The sequence below is a fragment of the Polaromonas sp. genome (assembly GCF_012927415.1).
Taxonomy (GTDB): Bacteria; Pseudomonadota; Gammaproteobacteria; order Burkholderiales; family Burkholderiaceae_C; genus Polaromonas.
In genome coordinates, this window is the sequence record NZ_JABBPF010000084.1 from 1 (window position 1) to 20,621 (window position 20,621).

Below are 20,621 nucleotides of genomic sequence, written 5' to 3' on the forward strand. Positions count from 1 at the left end.
AAAGGCGGAAATTGCCAGCTGGAACTGGCGCGTCGAGTTCGAGGGGCTGATGGCCGTCGCCGAGGCACTGCGCAACAGCGCGCCGGCCATGGCCAACCGGGCGCTGCCCGGACAGGTGGACTACCCGCAGATTGCCGAACTGGCGCAGCGTGGTTTGGTGAGGCTTCAACAGTTCCTGGTCATGCTGAACGAGCGTCTGGCTGAGCGAAACTTCATCGCCACCGACCGTTTCAGCGTGGCCGACATCACCGCAGTGGTGGCCCTTGACTTCGCACGCATTGTGAAGGTCAGGGTTGGTGAACAACACCCCCACCTGCAACGCTGGCGGACCGCGATGGCCGAGCGGCCGTCAATGTCGCTCTAGGCGAGGCGGCGCAGCGCAGCGTATCACTTTGAATCGGCCATGGTTGATCAGGCCGCCTGAAAAGGAATCGCTGGCCGGCAACAAACGCATGCCGCAGAGATCTGTTATCGGGGCCAGGCGCGCTGAGGGTTGATTTCGCCATTGATTCGAGCGATGTCCAAGGACTCAGTTTTGCCCATGGCTGATGGCCATCACCTTGCAAATCTGACGTTCGTGAATTTGAGGTGAGAAGCCAGTGAGGTCTCTCAGTTGGGGTGATTTTTTCCTCATTGGTGGTCAGCAATGCAGCGTTACCGGGTATTGGCCAGGGGCTGCTTTCTGGAAGTTCAATTACAAAGTTTTGCACGCCGGTCAGATGCTATGTGGGACTACTCGATCAAGACGGCTTGAGCTAAAAAAAGAGGATTTCAAACTTCGTTGCGAAGGAAAACTGAAATGTCTATTTCCCACCAGACAGTTATACGGGACCAGGAGGCGGCGATCCAGGCCGACCAAAAGTCGACGCGCCCGCAACGACGGTGGGTCACAGCACCGTGACCGTCTTCCCAAATAGGGTGCGCCGGTAATTGGGGTTTGCCAGCGCACTTTGTGCGTATGCCGCATTGGGTGCCGGGTGAACACACCCTGCACGGATAGAAGTTCGTCCAAGCACCGGCTTGAACGCTCATCACACCCCGACCTTGGATCTGGATGCATCAGCTATGTCGAACCGCGTCAAAGCATCCGTCCGGCAAGCCCGTTACTGTGGGTCATGATCAGGGGACCATGAACTTGAACTGATGGATGCTGTCCGTCAAAAACGGCTTGACAAAAGAGTCCCCATAGAAGCTGTCGTTCATGGCGACCCGCAGTGTGCCCAAAGCGGCCATAGTTGATAGCGGTCTGGCAGGCGGAATGCATTGAAGGCTGCAGGATACCGATAGTCAACTATTGCTGTAAGACTTTGCAATCCAGTTCATCTGGAACTTCATCACCAGGATTCAACGCCCGACGAGGGCGCGTAGTGATGGATTGTCGATTTCGCAGGCGAGTAGCTGCGCTGCGGCCTGACTCTCGTGGTCACCCAGAGCGGCACGGTGAAGGTGTGACCGAACAGTGAGTTCACGCATGCCACTGCGCGCGGCAAGCGTCTGCATCTCGCCAATCCATGCCGGTGCCTGGGGCATGCTGTTCGCGATCGCTAGACCGCACAGCGCGTCAAGTGCATAGCCTTTGCCCCAAAGGTAGGCATCGGGCAGGCGAGCGCAACGCGCAATTGCATCGACGAGGATCTCAACGGCGCGCTCCGAATCACCCCGCGCGATGGCGACGCGCCCAAGGCCGCGGCCGGCGATGCCTTCCCAACACGGGTCGCCAAGCTGACATGCGAGAGCGAATGCATGTTCGAAACGCTCCGAAGCGGCCTCAACATCGCCACTCATCATGTCAACTTCTGCACGTAACGACTGGGGCCAAGGCACAAAGGCTGTCCAGCGCTGTTGTGCCAGCATGACCGATCGATCGAGAGCATCGGTCGCTCCCTGGAGGTCGCCTTGCAGCAGCAACGCGCGCCCCAACATCGACAACGCGAACGTAGCCTGCTTCACGTCGCCGACGCTATTGGATTGCGCCTCAGCGTCGCGCAGCATGGCAATCGCCGCTGCATAGTGTGCTGTGTCGCTAAGCACCGAGCCATGTACGATTGCGATTCGTGCTTGCTCTGCATAGTCGTCACCGGCCAGTGGCGCAGCACGGCGCAACCACACCAGGGCACGTTCATATCGGCCGCGCAGAAATTCGACGTAACCCAGTTCGCGACAAGCCGCAGCTGCGAACGGCGACGTTGAGTCCTGGCCGACAGCGAGAGCCTCGTGCAGCGCCGTGGCGCCCTCTTCGTCACGGCCGCGGGCGGCATGGACAAGTGCGCCGCCCAGGGCGACACGCGCACGCGCACGCAGAACTGCGTCGCCGGTGGCGTCAGCCTCGACAATTGCGCGCCGTAAACATTGCAAGCCTGCATCGAGCACACCGGCACCGATCGCAGCCTCCCCGGCCTCAATCTGCGCGACAGCTGCAGTGCGACCAGTCGCGGGCCGAGCAGTCGGCATGGCGGTAACCGTGCATATCGCAGCTTCGAGCGTCGCCCCCGGCTGCACACCAAGCTCGCGCATGAATAGCTCGCGGCACGCGGCTGCCTGGCGTGCCGCGCCGACGCCATAGCCCGCAGCGGCAAGGCTGCGTACGAGTAGCGCCTGGTAATTTTCATCCAAGGGGTTTTGGCGCACGAGACGACCGGCCAAATCGGCCGCTTCAGTCACCGCACCGGTAGCCAGGCGGGCCAACGCGGCCTCCCGCATGACTGCCTCTGCAGTTGCCTGAAGATGTCGGCGCTCGGTTGCGAGCCAGACTTCAAAAGACGGGCTGCTCGAAAAGCTCATCCCCTCAAGCAATTCGCGGTCGAGGTTATGCACGCACAACGCCTCGGCCCATGTTCCTAATGACACGACCTTGACATCGATATACGCCGTTGGCTCAAGCGAGAGCGCTGGCACGTCGCCGCGCAACCCCGCGTTGCCAAGCAGCCGTCGGAGTTCGCTCAGGTTCCAGCGCAACGCTGCCAATGGATCCTCTGCGTCCTGGAATAGCAGCTCCGCCAGGTGCTTGCGGCTCGCACCGACATCGCTGCGGATCAGGTACGCGAGCAGGCCCCACACCTTGTGGCCGCGCGGCGCTGGCAATGCCTGACCGTCGAGTTCTACCCGCGGTGCCCCAAGAAGGTGAATCGCAAGGCTCATGAGGCTATCCTCTCTCAGGGCAGGTAGCCTGACAACAACGGCATCAGGCTTCGGCAGTCGTCGGATCAATGACCGTCATGACCCGCGCGACGCTGTTCGCAGGAAAACCTCCCAGGCGCGCATGTTCCCTGACCAGTTCCTCGTTCGCCGCGTTGTAAACGCAGTAGATCTTGTCACCCGTCACGTAACTATGCACCCATTGGACATCTGGGCCCAATTCCTGCAGGACGCTGCACGACTTCTGAGATATGGCCTGCAACTCGGCTGCCGTCGAGGCCCCGATTCCAGGAATGGCACGTTCGATTACAAATTTAGGCATAACAGTTTCCTTTGAAGTGAAGTGGAGCCACAAAGGTACGCCGCATACGTGTGAGCAAGCGTGTGAGGACGACGGGTCACTGTAAATTGTGATCTATTTTGGGCGCTCGCCAGAAATGGGCATAAAAGTCCGCTTCGCCAATTGGGACTGGCAGGGTCGAGTACCGACACACTCACTGCAAATGCAAATCGTCTCCCAGTCTCAAAAGGCTTACGAAATGCCAGTTGCAATGACTGGTCTTACTCGGCAGCGGGTGCAGGGGTTCTTGAAGTCATCACCACATTGCCGCCAACTAGGCCGCAACTTTCAGTGTCCGGTTCGGAGCAAGCAGTTTCGATAGTTGTAGACCCGCTTCGGGTCTGACCCGGCCATTGGTATTCCCCGCATGACCGCCTCCAGCCGACAACCAACGCCCTCAAATCGCCAATGGGTCCACATCAATCGCCCAGCGCACCAGACTTTTGAATTCGGCCTGTCTGCGGGTTTCAAACAGCAGCGGCTGCCACGCCGCCAAAAAACATTGCAGTGCGGCGCGCGAGGGGCCTTCGACCAGCATCTGGGAGCGCTCGATATTGGCCACGCGCTGGATCGTCATGGGGACGGCGGGGTAGGGCGTGACCCTGTCGTGGCCGGGCAGTTGCTGCGCCTGCGCGGCTTCGGCGGCGGCGTTTAAAAAACCTTGTGCCACTTCCTGGGTTTTGGCTTCGGCGCGCAGCAGCGCTGAAAAGCCGAAGGGCGACAGGCCGGCCGCCTGGCGCTCGGTCAGTTGCTGCGCTGCAAAGCCAGGGTAGTCGTGGCGCTTGAGCGCCTCGAACAGGGGATGGCCGGGGTGAAAGGTCTGGACCCACATTTCGCTGCTGGCACTGTGCCTGGCGTCGCGTCCGGCGCGGCCGCCGGCCTGCATCAGCAGGCTGAACAAACGCTCTGGCGCGCGGAAGTCACTGGAGAAAAGCGCGCCGTCGGGGTTGATGGCCGCGACCAGCGTGATGTGCCTGAAGTCATGGCCCTTGGCAATCATCTGCGTGCCGACCAGCACGTCGACTTCGCCCGCATGCACGCTGGCCAGCTGCGATTCGAGCGCGCCTTTGAGCCGGGTGGTGTCGGCGTCGATGCGGGCCACGCGAACGGCGGTTCCGTCAGGCCGCAGCACGCCGGTCAGCAGTTCGCCCAGGTGTTCTTCCAGCCGCTCGGTGCCGCGCCCGACCGGTGCGATGTCGATGTTGCCGCAGGCCGGGCAGGCGCGCGGCACGCGCTCGGTAAAGCCGCAGTGGTGGCAGCGCAGCGTGCGATCGATCTTGTGGAACACGCGGTAGGCGCTGCAATGCGGACACTCGCTTTTCCAGCCGCAGTCGTGGCAGGCCAGCACCGGCGCATAACCGCGCCGGTTCAAAAAAATCAGCGACTGCTCGCCGCGTGCCACCCGTTCGGCAATGGCTGCCAGCAGCGGCGGCGCGATCACGCATTGCTTGGGCTGGTGGTTCATGTCCACGCGTCGAACGGTGGGCAGGCCAGCTGCCCCTTCGGCCGTGGTGTGGAGCGTGGGCGCCACGGCCGCCAGCGCCGGGCCGCCCCAAGCAAGGCCAGCCCCCTCGGGGGGCAGCGCAGTACGCGAAGCGACAAGCGTGGGGGCTCGATCACTCATGGTTAAGCGCTGGTAGCGGCCCGTCAGCGTCGCCTGCCAGCTTTCCAGCGAGGGCGTGGCCGAACCGAGCAGCACGCGGCAAGGCCCGTGTGGATGGTTCGCGTCGTCTGTTTCAAGCTTGGCGCGATAAACCGCCAGATCACGCGCCGAGTAGCGCGCGCCTTCCTGTTGTTTATAGCTCGGGTCATGTTCTTCATCGACCACCAGCAAGCGTAAATTAGGCATTGACGCGAACACCGCCATGCGCGTGCCGAGCACCAGCCGGGCCTGGCCGGAATGCGCGGCCAGCCAGCTTTTGAGCCGCTGGGCTGGCGTGAGTCCGCTGTGCAGGGGCACGACGCGTTCCTTGCCGAGGTGGGCAAAGCGCGCTTCAAAGCGGGCCTGCAACTGCGGTGTCAGGTTGATTTCGGGCACCATCACCAGCACCTGCGCAGCCGGGTCTTGCGCCAGTACCCGGGCCGCGGCGTGCAGGTAAACCTCGGTTTTGCCGCTACCGGTCGCGCCGAACAGCAGGGCGGGCCGGGAATCGGTGCCAAATTCGGCCAAAGCGGCTATCTGCTGGGCGCTGAGAGCTATTAAATCGGGCGTGCCCGGCAAACGGCTGGTATCGGGCACCGGCCGCTTCAGCCGGCGCGCCAACTGCACCGTGCTGAGCTCGCGCAATTGCGGCGGCAAGGCGGCCAGTGCCACCTCGCCGAGCGAGCGCTGGTAATAGGCGGCCGTGAAAGCCACCAGCTTGCGCCAGGTGGCAGACAGGGGAACGACACCGTCGAGCACGCTGGCGATGCCCTTGATGGTTTCTTCGGGCAGCCCGCCACTGCCAGGCAACGCCCCCCAGATCACGCCCATCACCTCGCGCCTGCCCAGCGGCACGCGCACCAGCGTACCGGGGCTGAGTGGCAACTCACTTCTGTAAGTCAGGGGTCCGGCCAGCGCGCTGTGCGCCGGCGTGGCCACCACGACCTGGAGCCAGTACCTCATTTGGGGTAACCAGTTATGGGTACTTCTTCAAAAACACATCCAGATTGGACGCTAAGTCCTTGATTTAACACTGCTTTGAAGTTTTCCATATTTTCTGTGGATAACTTTGTTGATAGCTTGTCCGCTAACGTCGCCAAGCCTTGTAAATCAAGGCTTTCCTTAAAATGCCCGGAAAAAAAGCAGTTTAAAGAATCCTTATAAATCAATGACTTACGTGCGCTATGGCTTTGATAGCGCGGTAAGTACTGCAATTCCCGCAATGCGGCACCGCAGCAAGAATTTTGTGCATAAGTCCGGACGAGGGACCCTGGTTTTGTGTTAGTCATGCGTGCTGCAACGCACAAATCAGCCCATTGAGTGGCTTTAAGGTGTTTCAGAGCCGGCCGGTTCGCATGCTGCGAGAGTGAGCGTGTACTGCGCGCACCAGCACATCGACGCTTTCCGGTGGCGTGTGCTGGCTGATGCCGTGGCCCAGGTTGAAAATCTGTGTCGGACCGCTCTGGCTGGTGTCGGTGTGCGGCGCGCCGAAGCTGTCCAGCACGCTGGCGACCTCGGCTTCAATCTGCGTCGGGCTGGCAAACAGCACGTTGGGGTCCAGGTTGCCCTGCAGCGCCTTGGCATGCGGGCCGTTCTCGCCGACCTGCGCTCGCGCCCGCGCCAGGTTGACGGTCCAGTCCAGGCCCAGCACCTCGCAGTCAAGCTGTTTCATGCTGTCCAGCCACTGGCCGCCGCCTTTGGTGAACACCAGACGGGGAATCTTCACACCCTCATGTTCGCGCTTGAGCTGGCTCAGCACGCGGGCGGTGTAGGCCAGGCTGAAGGTGTGGAAGGCTGCGTCGGCCAGCACGCCGCCCCAGCTGTCAAAAATCATCACGGCCTGGGCGCCGGCCTCGATTTGAGCGTTGAGGTAAAGCGCCACTGCATCGGCATTGATGGCCAGGATTTTGTGCATCAAATCCGGGCGCTGGTAGAGCATGGTCTTGACCAGGCGGTAGTCGTCCGAGCCGCTGCCCTCGACCATGTAGCAGGCCAGCGTCCAGGGGCTGCCCGAAAAGCCGATCAGTGGCACCCGGCCATTGAGCGCCTTGCGGATCGACGTGACGGCGTCGAACACATAACGCAGCTTGTCCATGTCGGGCACTTCGAGCGTTGCGACGGCCGCCTCGTCGCGCACGGGCGTGGCAAATTTCGGCCCTTCGCCGAGTGCAAACGAGAGGCCCAGGCCCATCGCGTCAGGCACCGTCAGGATGTCGCTGAACAAAATCGCGGCATCAAGCGGAAAGCGCTCCAGTGGTTGCAGCGTGACTTCGGTCGCGTAGTCGGTGTTGGTCGCCAGCCCCATGAAGCTGCCGGCCTGCGCGCGCGTGGCGCGGTATTCGGGCAGATAGCGGCCGGCCTGGCGCATCAGCCAGACGGGGGTGTAGTCGGTCGCCTGACGCAGGCAGGCGCGCAGAAAGGTGTCGTTTTGAAGGGGTGCAAACATGACTTGATTGTCTCAGGTGTGGGCGGTGCTCTGGCTTGGGCGCGAGAGGGCGCTCTGATGGTGGGTTAAGCACAAATCCTGATAAATTTCGGTTCTATTGATTGATTTTGGCTTCTTGTCCAGTGACTACGGCTTCATCTTGCTATTGAATTCGTAGCGCTGCTGGCGCTGCATGGTGTTGCTGGCCGGGCTACCCCGGGCCAGCAAACCGATGAGAAGTCAAAAAGCTATTAATTTAATAGCAAAGAATGACCGTACTCACTGGACGATAAGCCAGAACGACGAAAAAATACAGAATGGATCTGCTCGCGGGCTTCAAACCCGAATCAGTTCAGGCGTTCAGCGGTTCGCGTCCGGGTGTTTCAGCAGCAGGCGCTCAAGCGCGTTCAAGGTGTCATAAGACTCCGCAAAGTCGGCGAACAGCGTGGCGTTGTCTGGCGCGGTAGCCTGGCCGTGCCAGCCAGCACGAAACTGGTCGAAAATTTCGGAAAAACTACGGCGGCCATCGATCAGGCGCAGGATTTTCGCGCCATATTTGCCGGGATTGACCATCACCGACACCCCCGAATGCTGGTGTTTGAGCATGAACGGCTGGCCGCGGTTGCTGTCAAACACCTGCGCGGCCACCTCGCCGGTCAGCGGCTCATGGTAGAAAAACGGAATGTAGGCGGCATCGCCGTAAGGAGCGGTGCCGCTGGCGTTCTGCGTGACATACAGCGAATGCGTGATGATGTTGCCAATCATCAGCTCGGCCATTTCGTATTGCTGCCTGAGCGGCAGTTTGCGAAGTTCAGCGGCCATGGCGGTCGGCTTGCTGCCCAGCACCATGTGCGGCAGATAGGGCGAGCGGCCGCGCTGCACATCGCTGAACGCCAGGTGCAGGCCATGCCCGTCCGGCGTGTCACTGCCCAGCCAGTCAAACAGTTCGCCCACGGTGTAAGAGCGATCCTGCGAATGCAGCAGCAGGTCGTAAATACCGGCGTCGCCCAGCTTGTGGTCGTGGTGCAGATCCTCGCTGCGCATGAACCAGTTGCTCGGCGGCAGACTGCCGAGCAACTCGCGGGTGTTGGCAATCTTGCGCTGCGCGTCGGCTTGCTGCCCGGTCTGTCCGCCATTGATCAGCCGCATCAGCGCCTGCAGCTGATAGACCCCGGTGCGGCCAGTGGTGGCGTACAGCATCAATCCGATGGCGCCGTCATTTTTTAGCACGCTGCGCAGCGCCCTCAGCCCCAGGTCCGGGTCGGCCAGGTGGTGCAGCACGCCACTGCAATTGATGTAGTCGAACTGGCCCAGGCCGAGCGCCGGCAGACTCAGCAGCGAATAGTTGACCCAGGTGATGTTGTCCAGGCCGCGAATGCGAGCGCGTTCCCTGGCCAGCGCAATGCTGGCCTCGCTCATATCCAGATGGACGATTTCGGCGTCGGTGGCACCGATGGCGCGCAACTGCTCGGCCAGAAAAATAGTGGCGTCGCCAGTGCCGCCGCCCGCCACCAGCGCCCGGAAGCGATTTTTAAACGACTGTTTTCCGGCAAAACAGTAGTGGTTGATCATGGGCAGGTCTTCCAGCCAGGTCAACACCAGGCGCTTTTTGTCGTCCTGCGGATTGCACGGTGGATAAGGCATGGCTTCGTACTGGCTCTTGACCTTGGGCAGGTAGTTCTGGGTCATGGGTGTCTTGAATCAATCAGAAAAAAACGTGGGGCAAAAAATAACTTTTTGTCATTCCCGAGAAGGTGGAATCCGGCAGCGCCAGTCAAAATGCTCCAACGAGCCTGGATACCCGTCTGCGTGGGTACGACGCGGGGAAGTCATGATGAGTGTGTCCCTATTGTCAGCTAGCCACGCACGGGCCGTCGCCGCTCCTGGCGTTTGGCAATGCGCAGAAAGCGGAAACGACGCGCAATCCGCGCGACGCCTCTCAAGCAGGCTGACAGCGCAAAACCGCCCTGACTTCGAATAGCTGCATCGACGATACGCAGGGAATTTTTCCTTCGCAGTGCGGGCGGGCCAAAATGATTCCGCTCTACTATTAAGATACCGAACCCATGGCGTTTGAGCGATATCCGGACTGAACCCGCATCGAAGCAGTGGCTAAAAATTGCCGGGTTTTCGGTTATTTTTAACGTCGCTAACTATGAAGTGAGGAAAGCGGAAAATGACTTTTTTTGCAATTAAAGTGGCCCCGTCATGCTGCAGCACCTTGCGGTGTATGTCACGTTAGGCTTCAGAAATGCAAGAAGCCAGTACCTCGTCAGAAGTGGCTCGCCTCCTTCACATGTCTGCCTCGTCGCGAATCGCTGTGGATGGTAAGGTCGGCAGCGGAAAGTCCACCTTATCGCAGGAACTGTCCTGTTCTCTCGGTGTTGCTGTGATTCACCTCGACGACTTCGTTGCAAGTGATCTCCGCGCGTATATTCCCAACCTTAACGCGGCCAAACTGGCTAGAGCCGTCGCTCGCGCCGCGAACGGCTGGGTGCTCGAAGGCCTTTGCGTGCTGCAAGCGCTCGAGGCAATTGAGATGGAAGCCGATGCACTCGTCTACGTGAAGCGAATGAGTCAAGGATGCTGGTCTGATGAAGACGAACTGGTTCCGCATGTTCCGCTCGAAGAGCACTTGGCTGAGTTACAAGCACGGTCTGAAATGTTTGGAGAATCCGAAAGCCTATGGTTAGCCGAGGAAATCATTCGCTACCATTCAGCCTACCGGCCACATGAGAAAGCAACCATTGCATACCTGCGCTGAAGGCTAGCCCTTCCGTCAAGCGGACTGGCCTGCGACCAGCCGCTCATGTCAAACGTTAGCAGCTGAAAACCCCATCACCGCACCGGCAAAAACTGCAAAAAAGTTCCACCGACGAAATTTTGCATGTAGCTGATCACGGCGCGCCGGTATTTTTCGATCACCACTTCGGCCAGCAGGTCGAGCCGGCCGATCATCTTGCCAAATTCGCGCTCAAAACTCAGGTTGCGGTCCGGGCCCGAGATTTCGTCGGCCAGCAGCAGCGTCTGGCCGGCAGGGTTGCGCCGGCTGGACAGCAGCCAGACCGCAATTTCGATGTTCCGGGCCGCGTTGTAGATGTATTGCGCGTCCAGGCTGTCGACCAGATATATCCGGGTCTTGCCGCCATGGGCCGTCACCAGCATGTCGGCACTGGCATAGACGAAGGCCGCCACGCGGTCACCCGTGAAGTCGCTGCCCAGCGCCAGCGATAGCGCCGCGATATCGCGTTTGCCCTGCAGTTCAGGCCAGGGTGCGAGGCTTTCGATGGATTTGCGAAGTTGTGCCAGGGCGGCGTCGCGGCTGGCAGCGCCGGTCTTTCGCCATTCGGCCGGGTTGCGCTTGTAAAGCTTGTCGGCAATTCGCAGCAGGCTGTCCAGGTTGTCGCGCATGCCCAGCGTGGCCATGCGGTTGACGTCCGACTGGGCGAGCTCAGTCGGTGCCAAAGTCGCCACTTGCGTTTCACCTCGAGCAGTGGGCGCAGAGCTGGCGCAGCCTGCCAGCATCAGCACGACCAAAAATAAAGCGAGGGGCGCTACGAAGCCGCGTAATTCACGCATGCAGTCGATCCGCGCGATTCAGCGGGATGCTGCGTCCAGCGGCACCGGATGCGCCTGCAGCAAACCGCTGGACAGCAGCACCCGGTGATCGATCTTGATGCAGTGGTCCTGCACGACCAGCAGGCCCGCCGCTTCAGCTGTGGCGGCGGCTGCAGCATGGGCCACGCCAAGCTGCATCCAGACTGCCTTGGCGCCGATGGCGATGGCTTCATCGACGACGGGCGGAATATCCTCGCTGTTTCTGAAACAGTTCACCAGGTCGATGGTTTCGTGCCGCGCGGCTTCCTTGAGCGTGGCATAGGATTTTTCGCCCAGCACTTCGGTCGCGTTCGGGTTGACCGGAATGATGCGGTAGCCGGCGGCCTGCATGTAACGCGACACATCAAAGCTGGCCCGGTGCGGCATGGGCGACAGGCCCACCACCGCAATCGTGCGGCAATGATTGAGGATGTAGGGAATGCGTTCGGCGAGGGCAAGAGGATTCATCATCAGTCTCCAGATGGTTGTGGATCGAAAGGGTGCTTGCAGCCCAGGCGTGAATCCATCACAGCTTGGCCAATTCAGCCCTGACCTCGTCGACCGACAGGATTTCCGATAAAACCACGGGCGCGCGGCCGGTCTTGTAGATCACGTAAACCGGCACGCCGCTGCGCCCGAGCTGGGTCAGCGCCGCGGTGACGGCCGGGTCACGGCGGGTCCAGTCGGCGCGCAGCAGGGCGACATTTTTTGTTTCCATGTCTGCCAGCACGCCCGCGTTGGCCAGCGTGGTCTTCTTGTTGTACTGGCAGGTCACGCACCAGGCGGCGGTGAAATCGACAAAAACGCTCCGGCCTGAGGCGGCAAGCTGCTCGACGCGGCCCGGTTCCCAGTCCTGCCAGCGAGCCGACGCAGCGGTCAGCGGCGCACCCACGGGCTTCAGGACGCTGGGCCCGATCGTCCATAGCGCAAAAGCTCCCAGTGCACTTGAGGCGGCCGCAAACACGCCGCAAACTGATCGCCCAGACTGCCAGCGCCATCAACACCAGCAAAGCCAGCAGCGCGCCCGCGCCGTCGATTCCGCTTTGCTGGCCGAGCACCCAGACCAGCCAGGCGACGGTAGCAAACATAGGAAAGGCCATCAATTGTTTGAAAGTCACCATCCACGCGCCGGGGCGCGGCAGGGCGCGCGCCACGGCAGGCACGGCACTGGCAGCCAAGTAGGGAAGCGCCATCCCAAGGCCAATCGCGGCAAACACCGCCAGCGCCTGCACGGCGGGCAGGCCCACGGCATAACCCAGCGAAGCACCCATGAAAGGCGCTGTGCAGGGCGAGGCAATGGCCGTGGCCAGCACACCCGACAAAAAGGCGTCGATGGTCGGGTTCTTCGACTGCAGGCTGGCCACGCGGGGGGGCAGCAGGCTGCCAAATTCAAACAGGCCCGCCAGGTTCAGCCCCAGCAGCGTGAACAATGCCGCCAGCGCGGCCACCACCGCCGGACTCTGCAGCTGAAAGCCCCAGCCGAGTTGTTCACCCGCCGCGCGCAGGCTGAGCAGCAGGGCACCCAGTGCCAGAAATGACAGCACCACGCCAGCGCTGTAAGCCAGCCCGGTGGTGACGCGGGTGGCCTGATCCTTCACACGCACAAAGCTCACCACCTTGATGGCCAGCACCGGAAACACGCAGGGCATCAAATTGAGGATCATGCCGCCCAGCAGTGCACCGAGCAAGGCAGCGACAAGGCTCAGGGAAGGTGTGCTGCTTGGACTGGTTGGTATGCGGCCCGTCGATGCATTGGCTTTCAGTGCGGCTTGCAGCGCGGGCGACACCATGGCGGCGGCGGCGACGGCCGGCCACTCGCCCAGCACGGGCGCTTCAATACGATAAGCCACATCGTCAAGTGCCACGACCACCGGGAGCTGGCGAGGACTTTCAGTGCGCTGGCCTGACAGCGGCACTTGCGCGGTCCATACGGCTCCCTGCCAGGCTTGCTGCCAGAGCGCGGCCGGCTCGATCACACCGCCGGTTTCCGGGAACAGCGCCAGTGTTTTCCCCTGCAGTGCTGGCGGCAAGCCGGCCAGCGCGACCTTGAGCGCCTTGCCGCCGGTGTCGACTTCGATCTGGCTGGCACCGGCGGGCAAGGGCTTGGGGGTGGCCGCAAAGCTGGCCTGAAACGCCTGGCCGCTGGCCGCCGTGGAGCTTTTAACCGGTATGCTCAGCGTGAATTCGCCCTCTTGCGGAATACATTCCTTACGGCAGACCAGCCAGGCCGCCTTGAGTTTCACATCAAGCTGCGCCGCATTAAAGCCGGGCGCAACTGTCAGCGGCACAGGCAACAACACGGTTTTTTCGTAGCCGTAGTTGGCCAGCGTGCCAACCGGTATTTTTTTCGGCGTTGGCCAGGCGATCTCGCCCGCTGTCACGCCCGCAGGCAACCGCCAGTCCAACACGGTCGGCAAGCCCGAGTCGCCGGAGTTCTTCCAGTAGGTGTGCCATTCAGGCTGATGCACCAGCTGCAAGCCCAGCCAGACCGGCTTGCCCGCCTCAACGCCTTCGGGCGCCCAGGCCAGTAGTTCGGCGCGCACCTGCTCGGTGATGACAACCGGGCTTTTTATTGCTGTTTTTATAAGGCTGTTTTGTGCGTTTATACCCGTAGCGAAGGCGCAAGCAACTATCAAAAAAATAGCGGAAATAAGGCGTCGAGATTTCATGGTGCTTGTGTGAGCGGCAGGGCCGTCGTTAGTTCCGGTGGCGCGGTAATGCGTGCCTTTTCTCCGGATTGTCCGTCAGCAGGCGCCGGCACGCCCTCAAACCCGGCTATCGCCTCAGTCTTTGCCAGTGTCTTTGTCGGGCATGGGCGGCGCAAACACCGCAGGCAGCTTCTTCGGCGCCCGGATGCGCAGCTGTTTGTTCACGTTTTCGCGGCCAAACACCACCTGGATGTCGGCCACCGCCACGCCGAACAGCGGCGCCAGAAAACGCAGCATGTGGTCGGTTGCCTTGCCGGCGACCGGGGTAGCGGTCACGCTTACCTTGAGCTGCGAGCCTTTGGGTTTGCCGATGGCATCCTTGCTGGCGCCCGGTTTGCCCAGGATGTTGACCACCAGCACCTCGCCGTCCCAGGCAAAAAAGGAATTGCCGGTGGCGTTTCGGATATGGCCGCGGCTCATGCGGTGGTCTGCGGTCGTTGCAACGCCGGCTTGGTTGGGGCTTTCAGGGTGAGATCTGGCATGGTTTATCGATGATAGGGGCTCGCCAGGCCATCGCGGCGGGCTCGCGGCGAAAACCGGGCCCTGCGGTATCACCGCCGCTCTCTTGGTCAGCCGGGAAGCGAGCCCAGCACGTCAGCCTCAGACTGCTTGAGCAGCGCTTTGAGCATGGGTGGCGAAAACTGCCGCTGGACCGATATGGCGTAAAAATTTTCATGCAGGTCCGGCACGACGGCGTATTCGACAAGGCTGCCGCTGCGCAGCTCGTCCTGCACCACTACCGTTGGCAGCAGCGCCACACTGTCGGAGTCGCGGGCCAGCAAACGCAGCAGCGCCATGTCGTCCACCTCGGCGCGCAAACGGTAGCGGATGCCGAGTTGCTCGCACATCAGATCGAAGCCAGCACGGATGTCGTTGTCGCGCCCCGGCAGCAGCAGCGGCACTTCGGCCAGTTCGGCGGGAAACCGGAACGCGTTGCGCTTGGGACGAGGCTTTCCCACCAGACTTACTGGCTGGCGGGCGATGCGCTGGCAACGCCAGGGGCTGTCGGTGCTTGCATGCACGCGCTGGTTGGACAGGATCAGGTCCAGTGTGTGCACGCGCAGCCGGGCCAGCAGGTCAACCAGGTTGCCGGACTGCAGAACAAGCTCAACATCGGTGCGCTCGAGCAAAGGCCGCAGAAAGTTCTCCTGGAAGTTGCGTGACAGTGTGGACACGGCACCGATCCGCAGCACCTGGCGGTCGTCGCGACGGCCCTCGCGCAACAGCGCCTGCAGTTCGGTGCCTGCAGCGAAGATCGAATCGGCATAGCCCAGCGCCAGCTGCCCGGCTTCGGTGAGCTGCAGGCTGCGCCCGATGCGCGCGAACAGCGGCTGGCCGAGCTGATCTTCCAGTTGTTTGATCTGCGCCGACAGGGCCGATTGCGAAACGTTGAGGCGCGACGCGGCGCGCGTGAGGTTGCCCTCCTTGGCCACGGCCCAAAAGTAATGAAGGTGATGAAAGTTCAGACGCGGCATGCTGTTAACGTTCTTTTTTAATGCACATAACGTACTAAACAATGTATTTTACAGAATTGTAGGAAGTAAATACAGTCCAATCACTATCCCGCCGCTGGACCCTGTCATGAACCCTCATCCCGATATCGCCCACACCCTGCCGATCTGGCAAGCTGCCCTGCTGCTGGGGCCGGCACTGGCAGCCAGCGCGGCGGCACTCTTTGCCGGGCCCGGTGCCGCCACGGCTGCGGCGTGGCGCGGTGCCCGCTGGGCGGCACTGGCCGCCGTCGGCTTCGCGGCCTTTTCCCTTGCCGCGGTGCTGTCAGGTGCAACCGGCGCGGGCCACGGCCTGCGCGCCGATGTCATGGGTGGCGTGGTGATGCTGCTGGTGGCCTTTGTCGGCTGGGTTATCGTGCGCTACTCGCAGCCCTACCTGAGCGGCGAGCGCCGGGAGCGCCACTACGTGCGCTGGCTGATGGCCACACTGGCAACGGTGGGCGTGGTGGTGGCCGCCAATCATGTGCTGGTGCTGGCGCTGGCCTGGATGGCCACCAGCCTGGCACTGCACCGGCTGCTGACCTTTTTCGGCGAGCGGCCGCCGGCGGTGGTGGCGGCGCACAAGAAGTTCATCGTCGGCCGCGCGGCCGACCTGTGCATGCTGGCTGCCACTGGCCTGCTGGTCCAGGCCTTCGGCACCATGCACATCGATCAGATCGGCAGGCTGGTCGCCGCGACGCCGCAGCTGCCGTTTGCCGCGCAGGCGGCGGTCCTGCTGATCGCCTGTGCAGCCCTGCTGAAGTGCGCACAGCTTCCGTTCCACGGCTGGCTGATCCAGGTGATGGAAGCACCTACGCCGGTCTCGGCCCTGCTGCATGCGGGCATCGTTAACCTGGGGGGCTTCGTGCTCATGCGCTTTGCGCCGCTGGTCGCCGAGGTGCCTTCGGCCCAGGTGCTGCTGGTGGCAGCCGGTACCGCCACGGCGGTGCTGGCAGCGCTGGTGATGACCACGCGCATCAGCATCAAGGTAATGCTGGCCTGGTCGACCTGCGCGCAGATGGGCTTCATGCTCATGCAATGCGGCCTTGGCGCCTGGGATATGGCGCTGCTGCACCTGGTGGCCCATTCGCTCTACAAGGCGCACGCCTTCCTGGCCGCCGGCGGTGCGGTGCGCCGCGCCATGCTGGTCCAACTGACGCCCCGGGCCGCGGCGCCGGGGCCGCCGGCACTGGCTGCGGGCGCCCTGGCCGGCGTCGGCATGACACTGGCCGCCGGTACGGCCTGGAGCCTGCTGGTACCGGGGCCGGCGGCCTCGCCCGCTATCTGGGTGCTGGCGGGCATCGTTGCCTTCGCTTTGGTGCCGCTGGTCAACGCCCAGTCGCTGCGGCTGGGTGGCCTGTGGCTGCCGGCACTCGGCCTGGGTGCATTCAGCGTGGCATTCGCCTACTTCGGCCTGCACGCGCTGTTCGCCGCCTGGGTGCTGCCGAACACAGCCACGCCGCTGGCGCCGCTGTGGATGGGCGTGGCGCTGGCCTTCGGCGCGCTGTTCCTGGTGCAGTCGCTCCTCACCGTGTCGCCGCAGGGCAGCCTGGCCCGCCGCCTGTATCCCTGGTTTTACGGCGGGCTGTTCCTGGACGAGAAGTTCAACCAGATCGCCTTCGGCCTGTGGCGCCCTCCAGGGCCCGCCGCTGCGGTCGCGCTGCTGCCACTGGCCGACACCAGCATCGCCATGCCCATCGCCACCGGCAATTCCACCGTCACCACCGGAGTCAGCGCATGAACACCCCTGTCGAAGCCCCCCGGCTGAAGGCCGAGCGCCTGGCCGACCACATTAACGCCGCGGCCGCGCGCGTTGCGCCCACCTGGCCGCTGGACAAGTTCATCGCCGTCAACCCCTACTGGGGCTGGGTCGGCCGACCGATGTCCGAGGCCGCAGCGGCGATGGGCACGCTGGCCGGCACGCGGCTGACCATGCCGCGCGAATGGTTCCGCGAGCAGTGGGCAGCGCGCGGCCTGCAAGTCCGACACCTGCAGGCCGCGGCGGCCGCTGAAGACCCTTCCGGGAAGGCCGATGCGCAGGTATCCATCCTCGTGGCCGCGCTTGACGGCCGGTCGGCGCCACTGTCGCGCCTGCCGCGGGTGACGGACCTGCGCGATCGCGGGGCGCCGCCACGGCCGGGCCTGAGCTGGGCCGAACTCGTCACCCACCAGGTCAGCCAGCACTGCGCCTCTTTCTTCGACCGCCGCCAGGCGAGCTGGGTGATGGACACCTCGCACGGTCTGTACGACAGCTGGCGCCAGCAGCTCGCCGCAGACCACGGCCTGCCCTGGCGCCAGGGGCGCGCCGCACTGCGGGCCCGGCTGGCGGCGCTGCCGGCCGTGTCGCAGGCCCTCATCGCCGCCGCGCTGGACGGCATGGCAATGCCCGAAGACGGCCGCGAGGCCTACCTCAGCGCCGTGCTGATGGCCATCGGCGGCTGGGGCGCCTGGTGTGCCTATGAGCGCTGGCAGGCGCGTCTGGGCGGCGCAGATGACGACAAGATCGTGCAGCTGCTGGCCATCCGCCTGGCCTGGGCATGGCGGCTGCACGACGACGCGCAGCCCGGCACGCTGCCGCTGAGCTGGGCCGCGCAGTGGTGCAACGCAGGGGCCGCGGCTGAGGCACTGCTGCAGGCCCAGCGCAACGACTGGCTATTGCAGAATGCGGCCGAGATTGCCTACCAGCAACCGCTGATTCGGGGCCTGAGCCAGCCCCAGCCGGTACCAGCTGCAGCGCCATCCCCACCCGCCGTGCAGGCCTTGTTCTGCATCGACGTGCGGTCCGAAGTCTTTCGCAGGGCGCTGGAGTCCGTCAGCCCGGCCGTGCAAACACGCGGCTTTGCCGGCTTCTTCGGCCTTTTCATCGCCTACTCGCCCATTGGCAGCGCGCTCACACGCCCGCAACTGCCGGGCCTGCTGGCGCCGGTGCAGTGCGTGAGCGAAGACGTCGGAAGCGCGGGCCTGGGCCAGGTGCTGGCCACGCAGCGCCGCAACGCGCTGCAATGGCGCCAGCGCTGGGCCGAGTTCCGCGCCGCGCCGGCCTCGGCCTTCAGCTTCGTCGAAACCATGGGGCTGTTGTACGGTGCCAAGCTGTTGTCCGACAGCCTGCCTTCGAGCGCGGCCCCCGGGCGCTGGGAAGATGCGGGCTTACCGCCCAAGGCGGCTGCCGCGCTGCGGCCCCGCCTGCCGCAGGCCGTCACCGACCCGGCGGGGGCGGCGGCCACGGCCCGCGGCATCCTCGCTGCGATGGGCCTGGTGAGCGGCTTTGCGCCGCTGGTGCTATTGGCCGGGCACGGCAGCCAGAGCACCAACAATCCGCATGCGGCCGGCCTGGATTGCGGCGCCTGCGGCGGCCAGACGGGCGAGGTCAACGCCCGCGTGCTGGCCGACATGCTCAACACCCCGGCCGTGCGCGAGCACCTGCGGGGGCTGGAGGTCGACATCCCCGCCGCCACTCACTTCCTGCCCGCCTTGCACAACACCACCACCGACCAAGTGCTTCTGTACGACACCGATGCCGTGCCCGCCGCGCTACAGGGCGAGTTGGCTCAACTGCGTGGCTGGCTGGAGGCCGCCGGCCAGCGCGCGCGCGCCGAGCGCGCCGACAGCCTGGGCCTGGCGGCGCTGGCCGGGCAAGACGCCGCCCTGAAGCAGGCAGTGCTGGAACGCGCCAACGACTGGGCCCAGGTGCGGCCGGAATGGGGGCTGGCCGACAACGCGGCCTTCATCGTTGCGCCGCGCGCGCGCAGCCGGCACCTGAACCTGGCCGGCCGCAGCTTTCTGCACGACTACGACCACCGGCATGACCCAGACCTGGGCGTGCTGACGCTAATCATGACCGCGCCCATGGTCGTCACCCACTGGATCAACATGCAATACCACGCCTCGACGGTGGACAACCGGCGCTACGGAAGCGGCAACAAGGTGCTGCACAACGTGGTGGGCGGGCACCTGGGCGTGTTCGAGGGCAACGGCGGCGACCTGCGCATCGGTCTGCCGGTGCAGTCGCTGCACGACGGCAGCACGCTGCGCCACACGCCGCTGCGCCTGAGCGTTTTCATAGAAGCGCCACGCGCTGCCATTGATGCCGTGATGGCCGGCCACGAGGTCGTGCGCCACCTCGTGGGCAACGGCTGGCTGCATCTGTTCAGGATCGACCCCGAAACCAGTGCAGTCGAGCAGCATCGCCACGGCGCCTGGGCGACGACTGCGGGCGCTGGATGATGCCGGTCGGGTTGCACTATGGCGTGCAGGGAGTCGCGCCTCTCGTGCGGCGACTCCGACACGCAAGGCCGCCTCTTTTTGATGAAGCGGCTTCCGGTTGAGGGTTCGATAATGCGGCCATGATTTCCCGCCAAGTGCCTGACTCGCCCGCCATCGTCCTGGCCACGCTCAACGCCAAGTACATCCACGCCTCGCTCGGCCTGCGCTACCTGCTGGCCAACATGGACCGGCACGGCGGCGCCGGATTGCGCGCGCGCACGCAATTGCGCGAATTCGTCATTCAGCAGCGGCCCGCGCAGATCGTGGAAAGCCTGCTGGCGCTCAATCCCGGCGTGATCGGCCTGGGCGTCTACATCTGGAATGTCATCGAAACCACGCAGGTCGTGCGCCTGCTCAAGACCCTGCGGCCCGACATCAAGGTCGTGCTTGGCGGGCCGGAGGTCAGCCATGAAACCGGCGAACAGGAAATCTGCCAGCTGGCCGACCATGTCATCACCGGCTGGGGCGATGTGAGCTTTCCCAAATTGTGCCGCGCGCTGCTCGATGGCCCGAAGCCGCTGATGAAAATCATCAAGGGCGAGCAGCCGCCCCTGGAAGAACTGGCCTTGCCCTACAACGATTACACGGCCGAAGACCTCGCCCAGCGCCTGCTCTATGTCGAAGCCTCGCGCGGCTGTCCGTTCAAGTGCGAGTTTTGCCTCAGTTCGCTCGACAAGACCGCCTGGGCGTTTGAGCTGGACCGTTTCATGGCCGAGATGGACGCGCTCTACCTGCGTGGTGCGCGCAACTTCAAGTTCGTGGACCGCACCTTCAACCTGAAGGTCGATTTTTCGGTGCGGATTCTGCAGTTTTTCCTCGACCGCATGGCGCCTGATCTGTTCGTGCATTTCGAGGTCGTTCCCGACAGCCTGCCGGACCGTCTCAAGTCGCTGATCGTGCCGTTCCCGGCCGGCTCGCTGCAGTTCGAGGTCGGCATCCAGAGCTTCAATCCCGAGGTGCAGCAGCGCATTTCGCGCAGGCAGGACAACGACAAGACCGCAGACAACCTGCGCTGGCTGGT

Annotated in this window: 15 protein-coding genes and 1 pseudogene; 5 read left to right on the forward strand and 11 right to left on the reverse strand. The window is 63.4% G+C overall.

Annotation, left to right across the window (positions count from 1 at the left end; all coding sequences use genetic code 11):
* Nucleotides 1-364 (forward strand): glutathione binding-like protein (locus HHJ19_RS08765; RefSeq protein ID WP_296905991.1); only part of this gene is annotated, 364 nt, incomplete at its 5' end.
* A gap of 980 nt (nucleotides 365-1,344) precedes the next feature.
* On the opposite strand, the gene HHJ19_RS08770 is transcribed toward HHJ19_RS08765, so the two are convergent.
* The 6 genes from HHJ19_RS08770 to HHJ19_RS08795 all read right to left on the reverse strand — a co-directional run bounded on the left by HHJ19_RS08770 (nucleotide 1,345) and on the right by HHJ19_RS08795 (nucleotide 9,231).
* Complete coding sequence (locus HHJ19_RS08770) at nucleotides 1,345-3,138, reverse strand: BTAD domain-containing putative transcriptional regulator (RefSeq protein ID WP_296905994.1); 1,794 nt, start codon at nucleotides 3,136-3,138, stop codon at nucleotides 1,345-1,347.
* Between the two features lie 43 nt (nucleotides 3,139-3,181).
* On the reverse strand, nucleotides 3,182-3,457 hold the full coding sequence (locus tag HHJ19_RS08775; RefSeq protein WP_296905997.1) for a DUF4242 domain-containing protein: 276 nt from the start codon (nucleotides 3,455-3,457) through the stop codon (nucleotides 3,182-3,184).
* A 415-nt stretch (nucleotides 3,458-3,872) separates the two neighbouring features.
* Nucleotides 3,873-6,080, reverse strand: a complete 2,208-nt coding sequence (gene priA / locus HHJ19_RS08780; protein ID WP_296905999.1) for a primosomal protein N' — start codon at nucleotides 6,078-6,080, stop codon at nucleotides 3,873-3,875.
* Nucleotides 6,077-6,406, reverse strand: a complete 330-nt coding sequence (locus HHJ19_RS08785) for a hypothetical protein (RefSeq protein WP_296906001.1) — start codon at nucleotides 6,404-6,406, stop codon at nucleotides 6,077-6,079. The genes priA and HHJ19_RS08785 overlap by 4 nt, the downstream gene beginning before the upstream one ends.
* Nucleotides 6,407-6,453: 47 nt before the next feature.
* On the reverse strand, nucleotides 6,454-7,563 hold the full coding sequence (hemE, locus tag HHJ19_RS08790) for a uroporphyrinogen decarboxylase (protein WP_296906004.1): 1,110 nt from the start codon (nucleotides 7,561-7,563) through the stop codon (nucleotides 6,454-6,456).
* Nucleotides 7,564-7,902: 339 nt separating this feature from the next.
* Nucleotides 7,903-9,231: a class I SAM-dependent methyltransferase gene (locus HHJ19_RS08795; RefSeq protein ID WP_296906007.1), complete on the reverse strand. Its 1,329-nt coding sequence runs from the start codon at nucleotides 9,229-9,231 to the stop codon at nucleotides 7,903-7,905.
* 562 nt (nucleotides 9,232-9,793) lie between these two features.
* On the opposite strand from HHJ19_RS08795, the gene HHJ19_RS08800 reads away from it, so the two are divergent.
* Entirely contained in the window at nucleotides 9,794-10,306 is a 513-nt protein-coding gene (locus tag HHJ19_RS08800) for a hypothetical protein (protein WP_296906010.1), read from the forward strand.
* 74 nt (nucleotides 10,307-10,380) lie between these two features.
* Here the strand turns inward: HHJ19_RS08800 and HHJ19_RS08805 are convergent, their stop codons facing one another.
* From HHJ19_RS08805 to HHJ19_RS08825, 5 genes and pseudogenes are all read right to left on the reverse strand, one after another.
* A complete protein-coding gene (locus HHJ19_RS08805) occupies nucleotides 10,381-11,121 on the reverse strand; it encodes a hypothetical protein (RefSeq protein ID WP_296906012.1) in 741 nt (246 codons plus the stop codon).
* An 18-nt stretch (nucleotides 11,122-11,139) separates the two neighbouring features.
* Nucleotides 11,140-11,607 carry a CoA-binding protein gene (locus HHJ19_RS08810; protein WP_296906016.1) on the reverse strand — a complete coding sequence of 156 codons (468 nt, stop codon included), beginning with the start codon at nucleotides 11,605-11,607 and terminating at the stop codon, nucleotides 11,140-11,142.
* A gap of 58 nt (nucleotides 11,608-11,665) precedes the next feature.
* Nucleotides 11,666-13,808: pseudogene (locus tag HHJ19_RS08815) on the reverse strand (thioredoxin family protein).
* Nucleotides 13,809-13,922: 114 nt separating this feature from the next.
* Nucleotides 13,923-14,267, reverse strand: coding sequence for a DUF167 family protein (locus HHJ19_RS08820; RefSeq protein WP_296906019.1), 345 nt, complete (start codon nucleotides 14,265-14,267; stop codon nucleotides 13,923-13,925).
* A 149-nt stretch (nucleotides 14,268-14,416) separates the two neighbouring features.
* Entirely contained in the window at nucleotides 14,417-15,322 is a 906-nt protein-coding gene (locus HHJ19_RS08825; protein ID WP_296906022.1) for a LysR family transcriptional regulator, read from the reverse strand.
* A gap of 106 nt (nucleotides 15,323-15,428) precedes the next feature.
* Between HHJ19_RS08825 and HHJ19_RS08830 the strand changes: the two genes are divergently transcribed.
* The 3 genes from HHJ19_RS08830 to HHJ19_RS08840 all read left to right on the forward strand — a co-directional run.
* The gene (locus HHJ19_RS08830; RefSeq protein ID WP_296906025.1) at nucleotides 15,429-17,078 is read left to right on the forward strand and encodes an NADH-quinone oxidoreductase subunit L; all 1,650 of its coding nucleotides are present in this window, start codon (nucleotides 15,429-15,431) and stop codon (nucleotides 17,076-17,078) included.
* The gene (locus HHJ19_RS08835) at nucleotides 17,075-19,561 is read left to right on the forward strand and encodes a YbcC family protein (protein WP_296906038.1); all 2,487 of its coding nucleotides are present in this window, start codon (nucleotides 17,075-17,077) and stop codon (nucleotides 19,559-19,561) included. Before HHJ19_RS08830 ends, HHJ19_RS08835 begins: the two co-directional genes overlap by 4 nt.
* Before the next feature lie 119 nt (nucleotides 19,562-19,680).
* A partial coding sequence (locus HHJ19_RS08840) for a cobalamin-dependent protein (protein ID WP_296906029.1) occupies nucleotides 19,681-20,621 on the forward strand: 941 nt, incomplete at its 3' end.

Bases quoted from the DNA above. Each gene is read 5' to 3' on its own strand.
- HHJ19_RS08770 (WP_296905994.1), bottom strand. From the start codon at position 3,138: ATGAGCCTTGCGATTCACCTTCTTGGGGCACCGCGGGTAGAACTCGAC.
- HHJ19_RS08775 (WP_296905997.1), bottom strand. From the start codon at position 3,457: ATGCCTAAATTTGTAATCGAACGTGCCATTCCTGGAATCGGGGCCTCG.
- priA (WP_296905999.1), bottom strand. From the start codon at position 6,080: ATGAGGTACTGGCTCCAGGTCGTGGTGGCCACGCCGGCGCACAGCGCG.
- HHJ19_RS08785 (WP_296906001.1), bottom strand. From the start codon at position 6,406: ATGACTAACACAAAACCAGGGTCCCTCGTCCGGACTTATGCACAAAAT.
- hemE (WP_296906004.1), bottom strand. From the start codon at position 7,563: ATGTTTGCACCCCTTCAAAACGACACCTTTCTGCGCGCCTGCCTGCGT.
- HHJ19_RS08795 (WP_296906007.1), bottom strand. From the start codon at position 9,231: ATGACCCAGAACTACCTGCCCAAGGTCAAGAGCCAGTACGAAGCCATG.
- HHJ19_RS08800 (WP_296906010.1), top strand. From the start codon at position 9,794: ATGCAAGAAGCCAGTACCTCGTCAGAAGTGGCTCGCCTCCTTCACATG.
- HHJ19_RS08805 (WP_296906012.1), bottom strand. From the start codon at position 11,121: ATGCGTGAATTACGCGGCTTCGTAGCGCCCCTCGCTTTATTTTTGGTC.
- HHJ19_RS08810 (WP_296906016.1), bottom strand. From the start codon at position 11,607: ATGAATCCTCTTGCCCTCGCCGAACGCATTCCCTACATCCTCAATCAT.
- HHJ19_RS08820 (WP_296906019.1), bottom strand. From the start codon at position 14,267: ATGAGCCGCGGCCATATCCGAAACGCCACCGGCAATTCCTTTTTTGCC.
- HHJ19_RS08825 (WP_296906022.1), bottom strand. From the start codon at position 15,322: ATGCCGCGTCTGAACTTTCATCACCTTCATTACTTTTGGGCCGTGGCC.
- HHJ19_RS08830 (WP_296906025.1), top strand. From the start codon at position 15,429: ATGAACCCTCATCCCGATATCGCCCACACCCTGCCGATCTGGCAAGCT.
- HHJ19_RS08835 (WP_296906038.1), top strand. From the start codon at position 17,075: ATGAACACCCCTGTCGAAGCCCCCCGGCTGAAGGCCGAGCGCCTGGCC.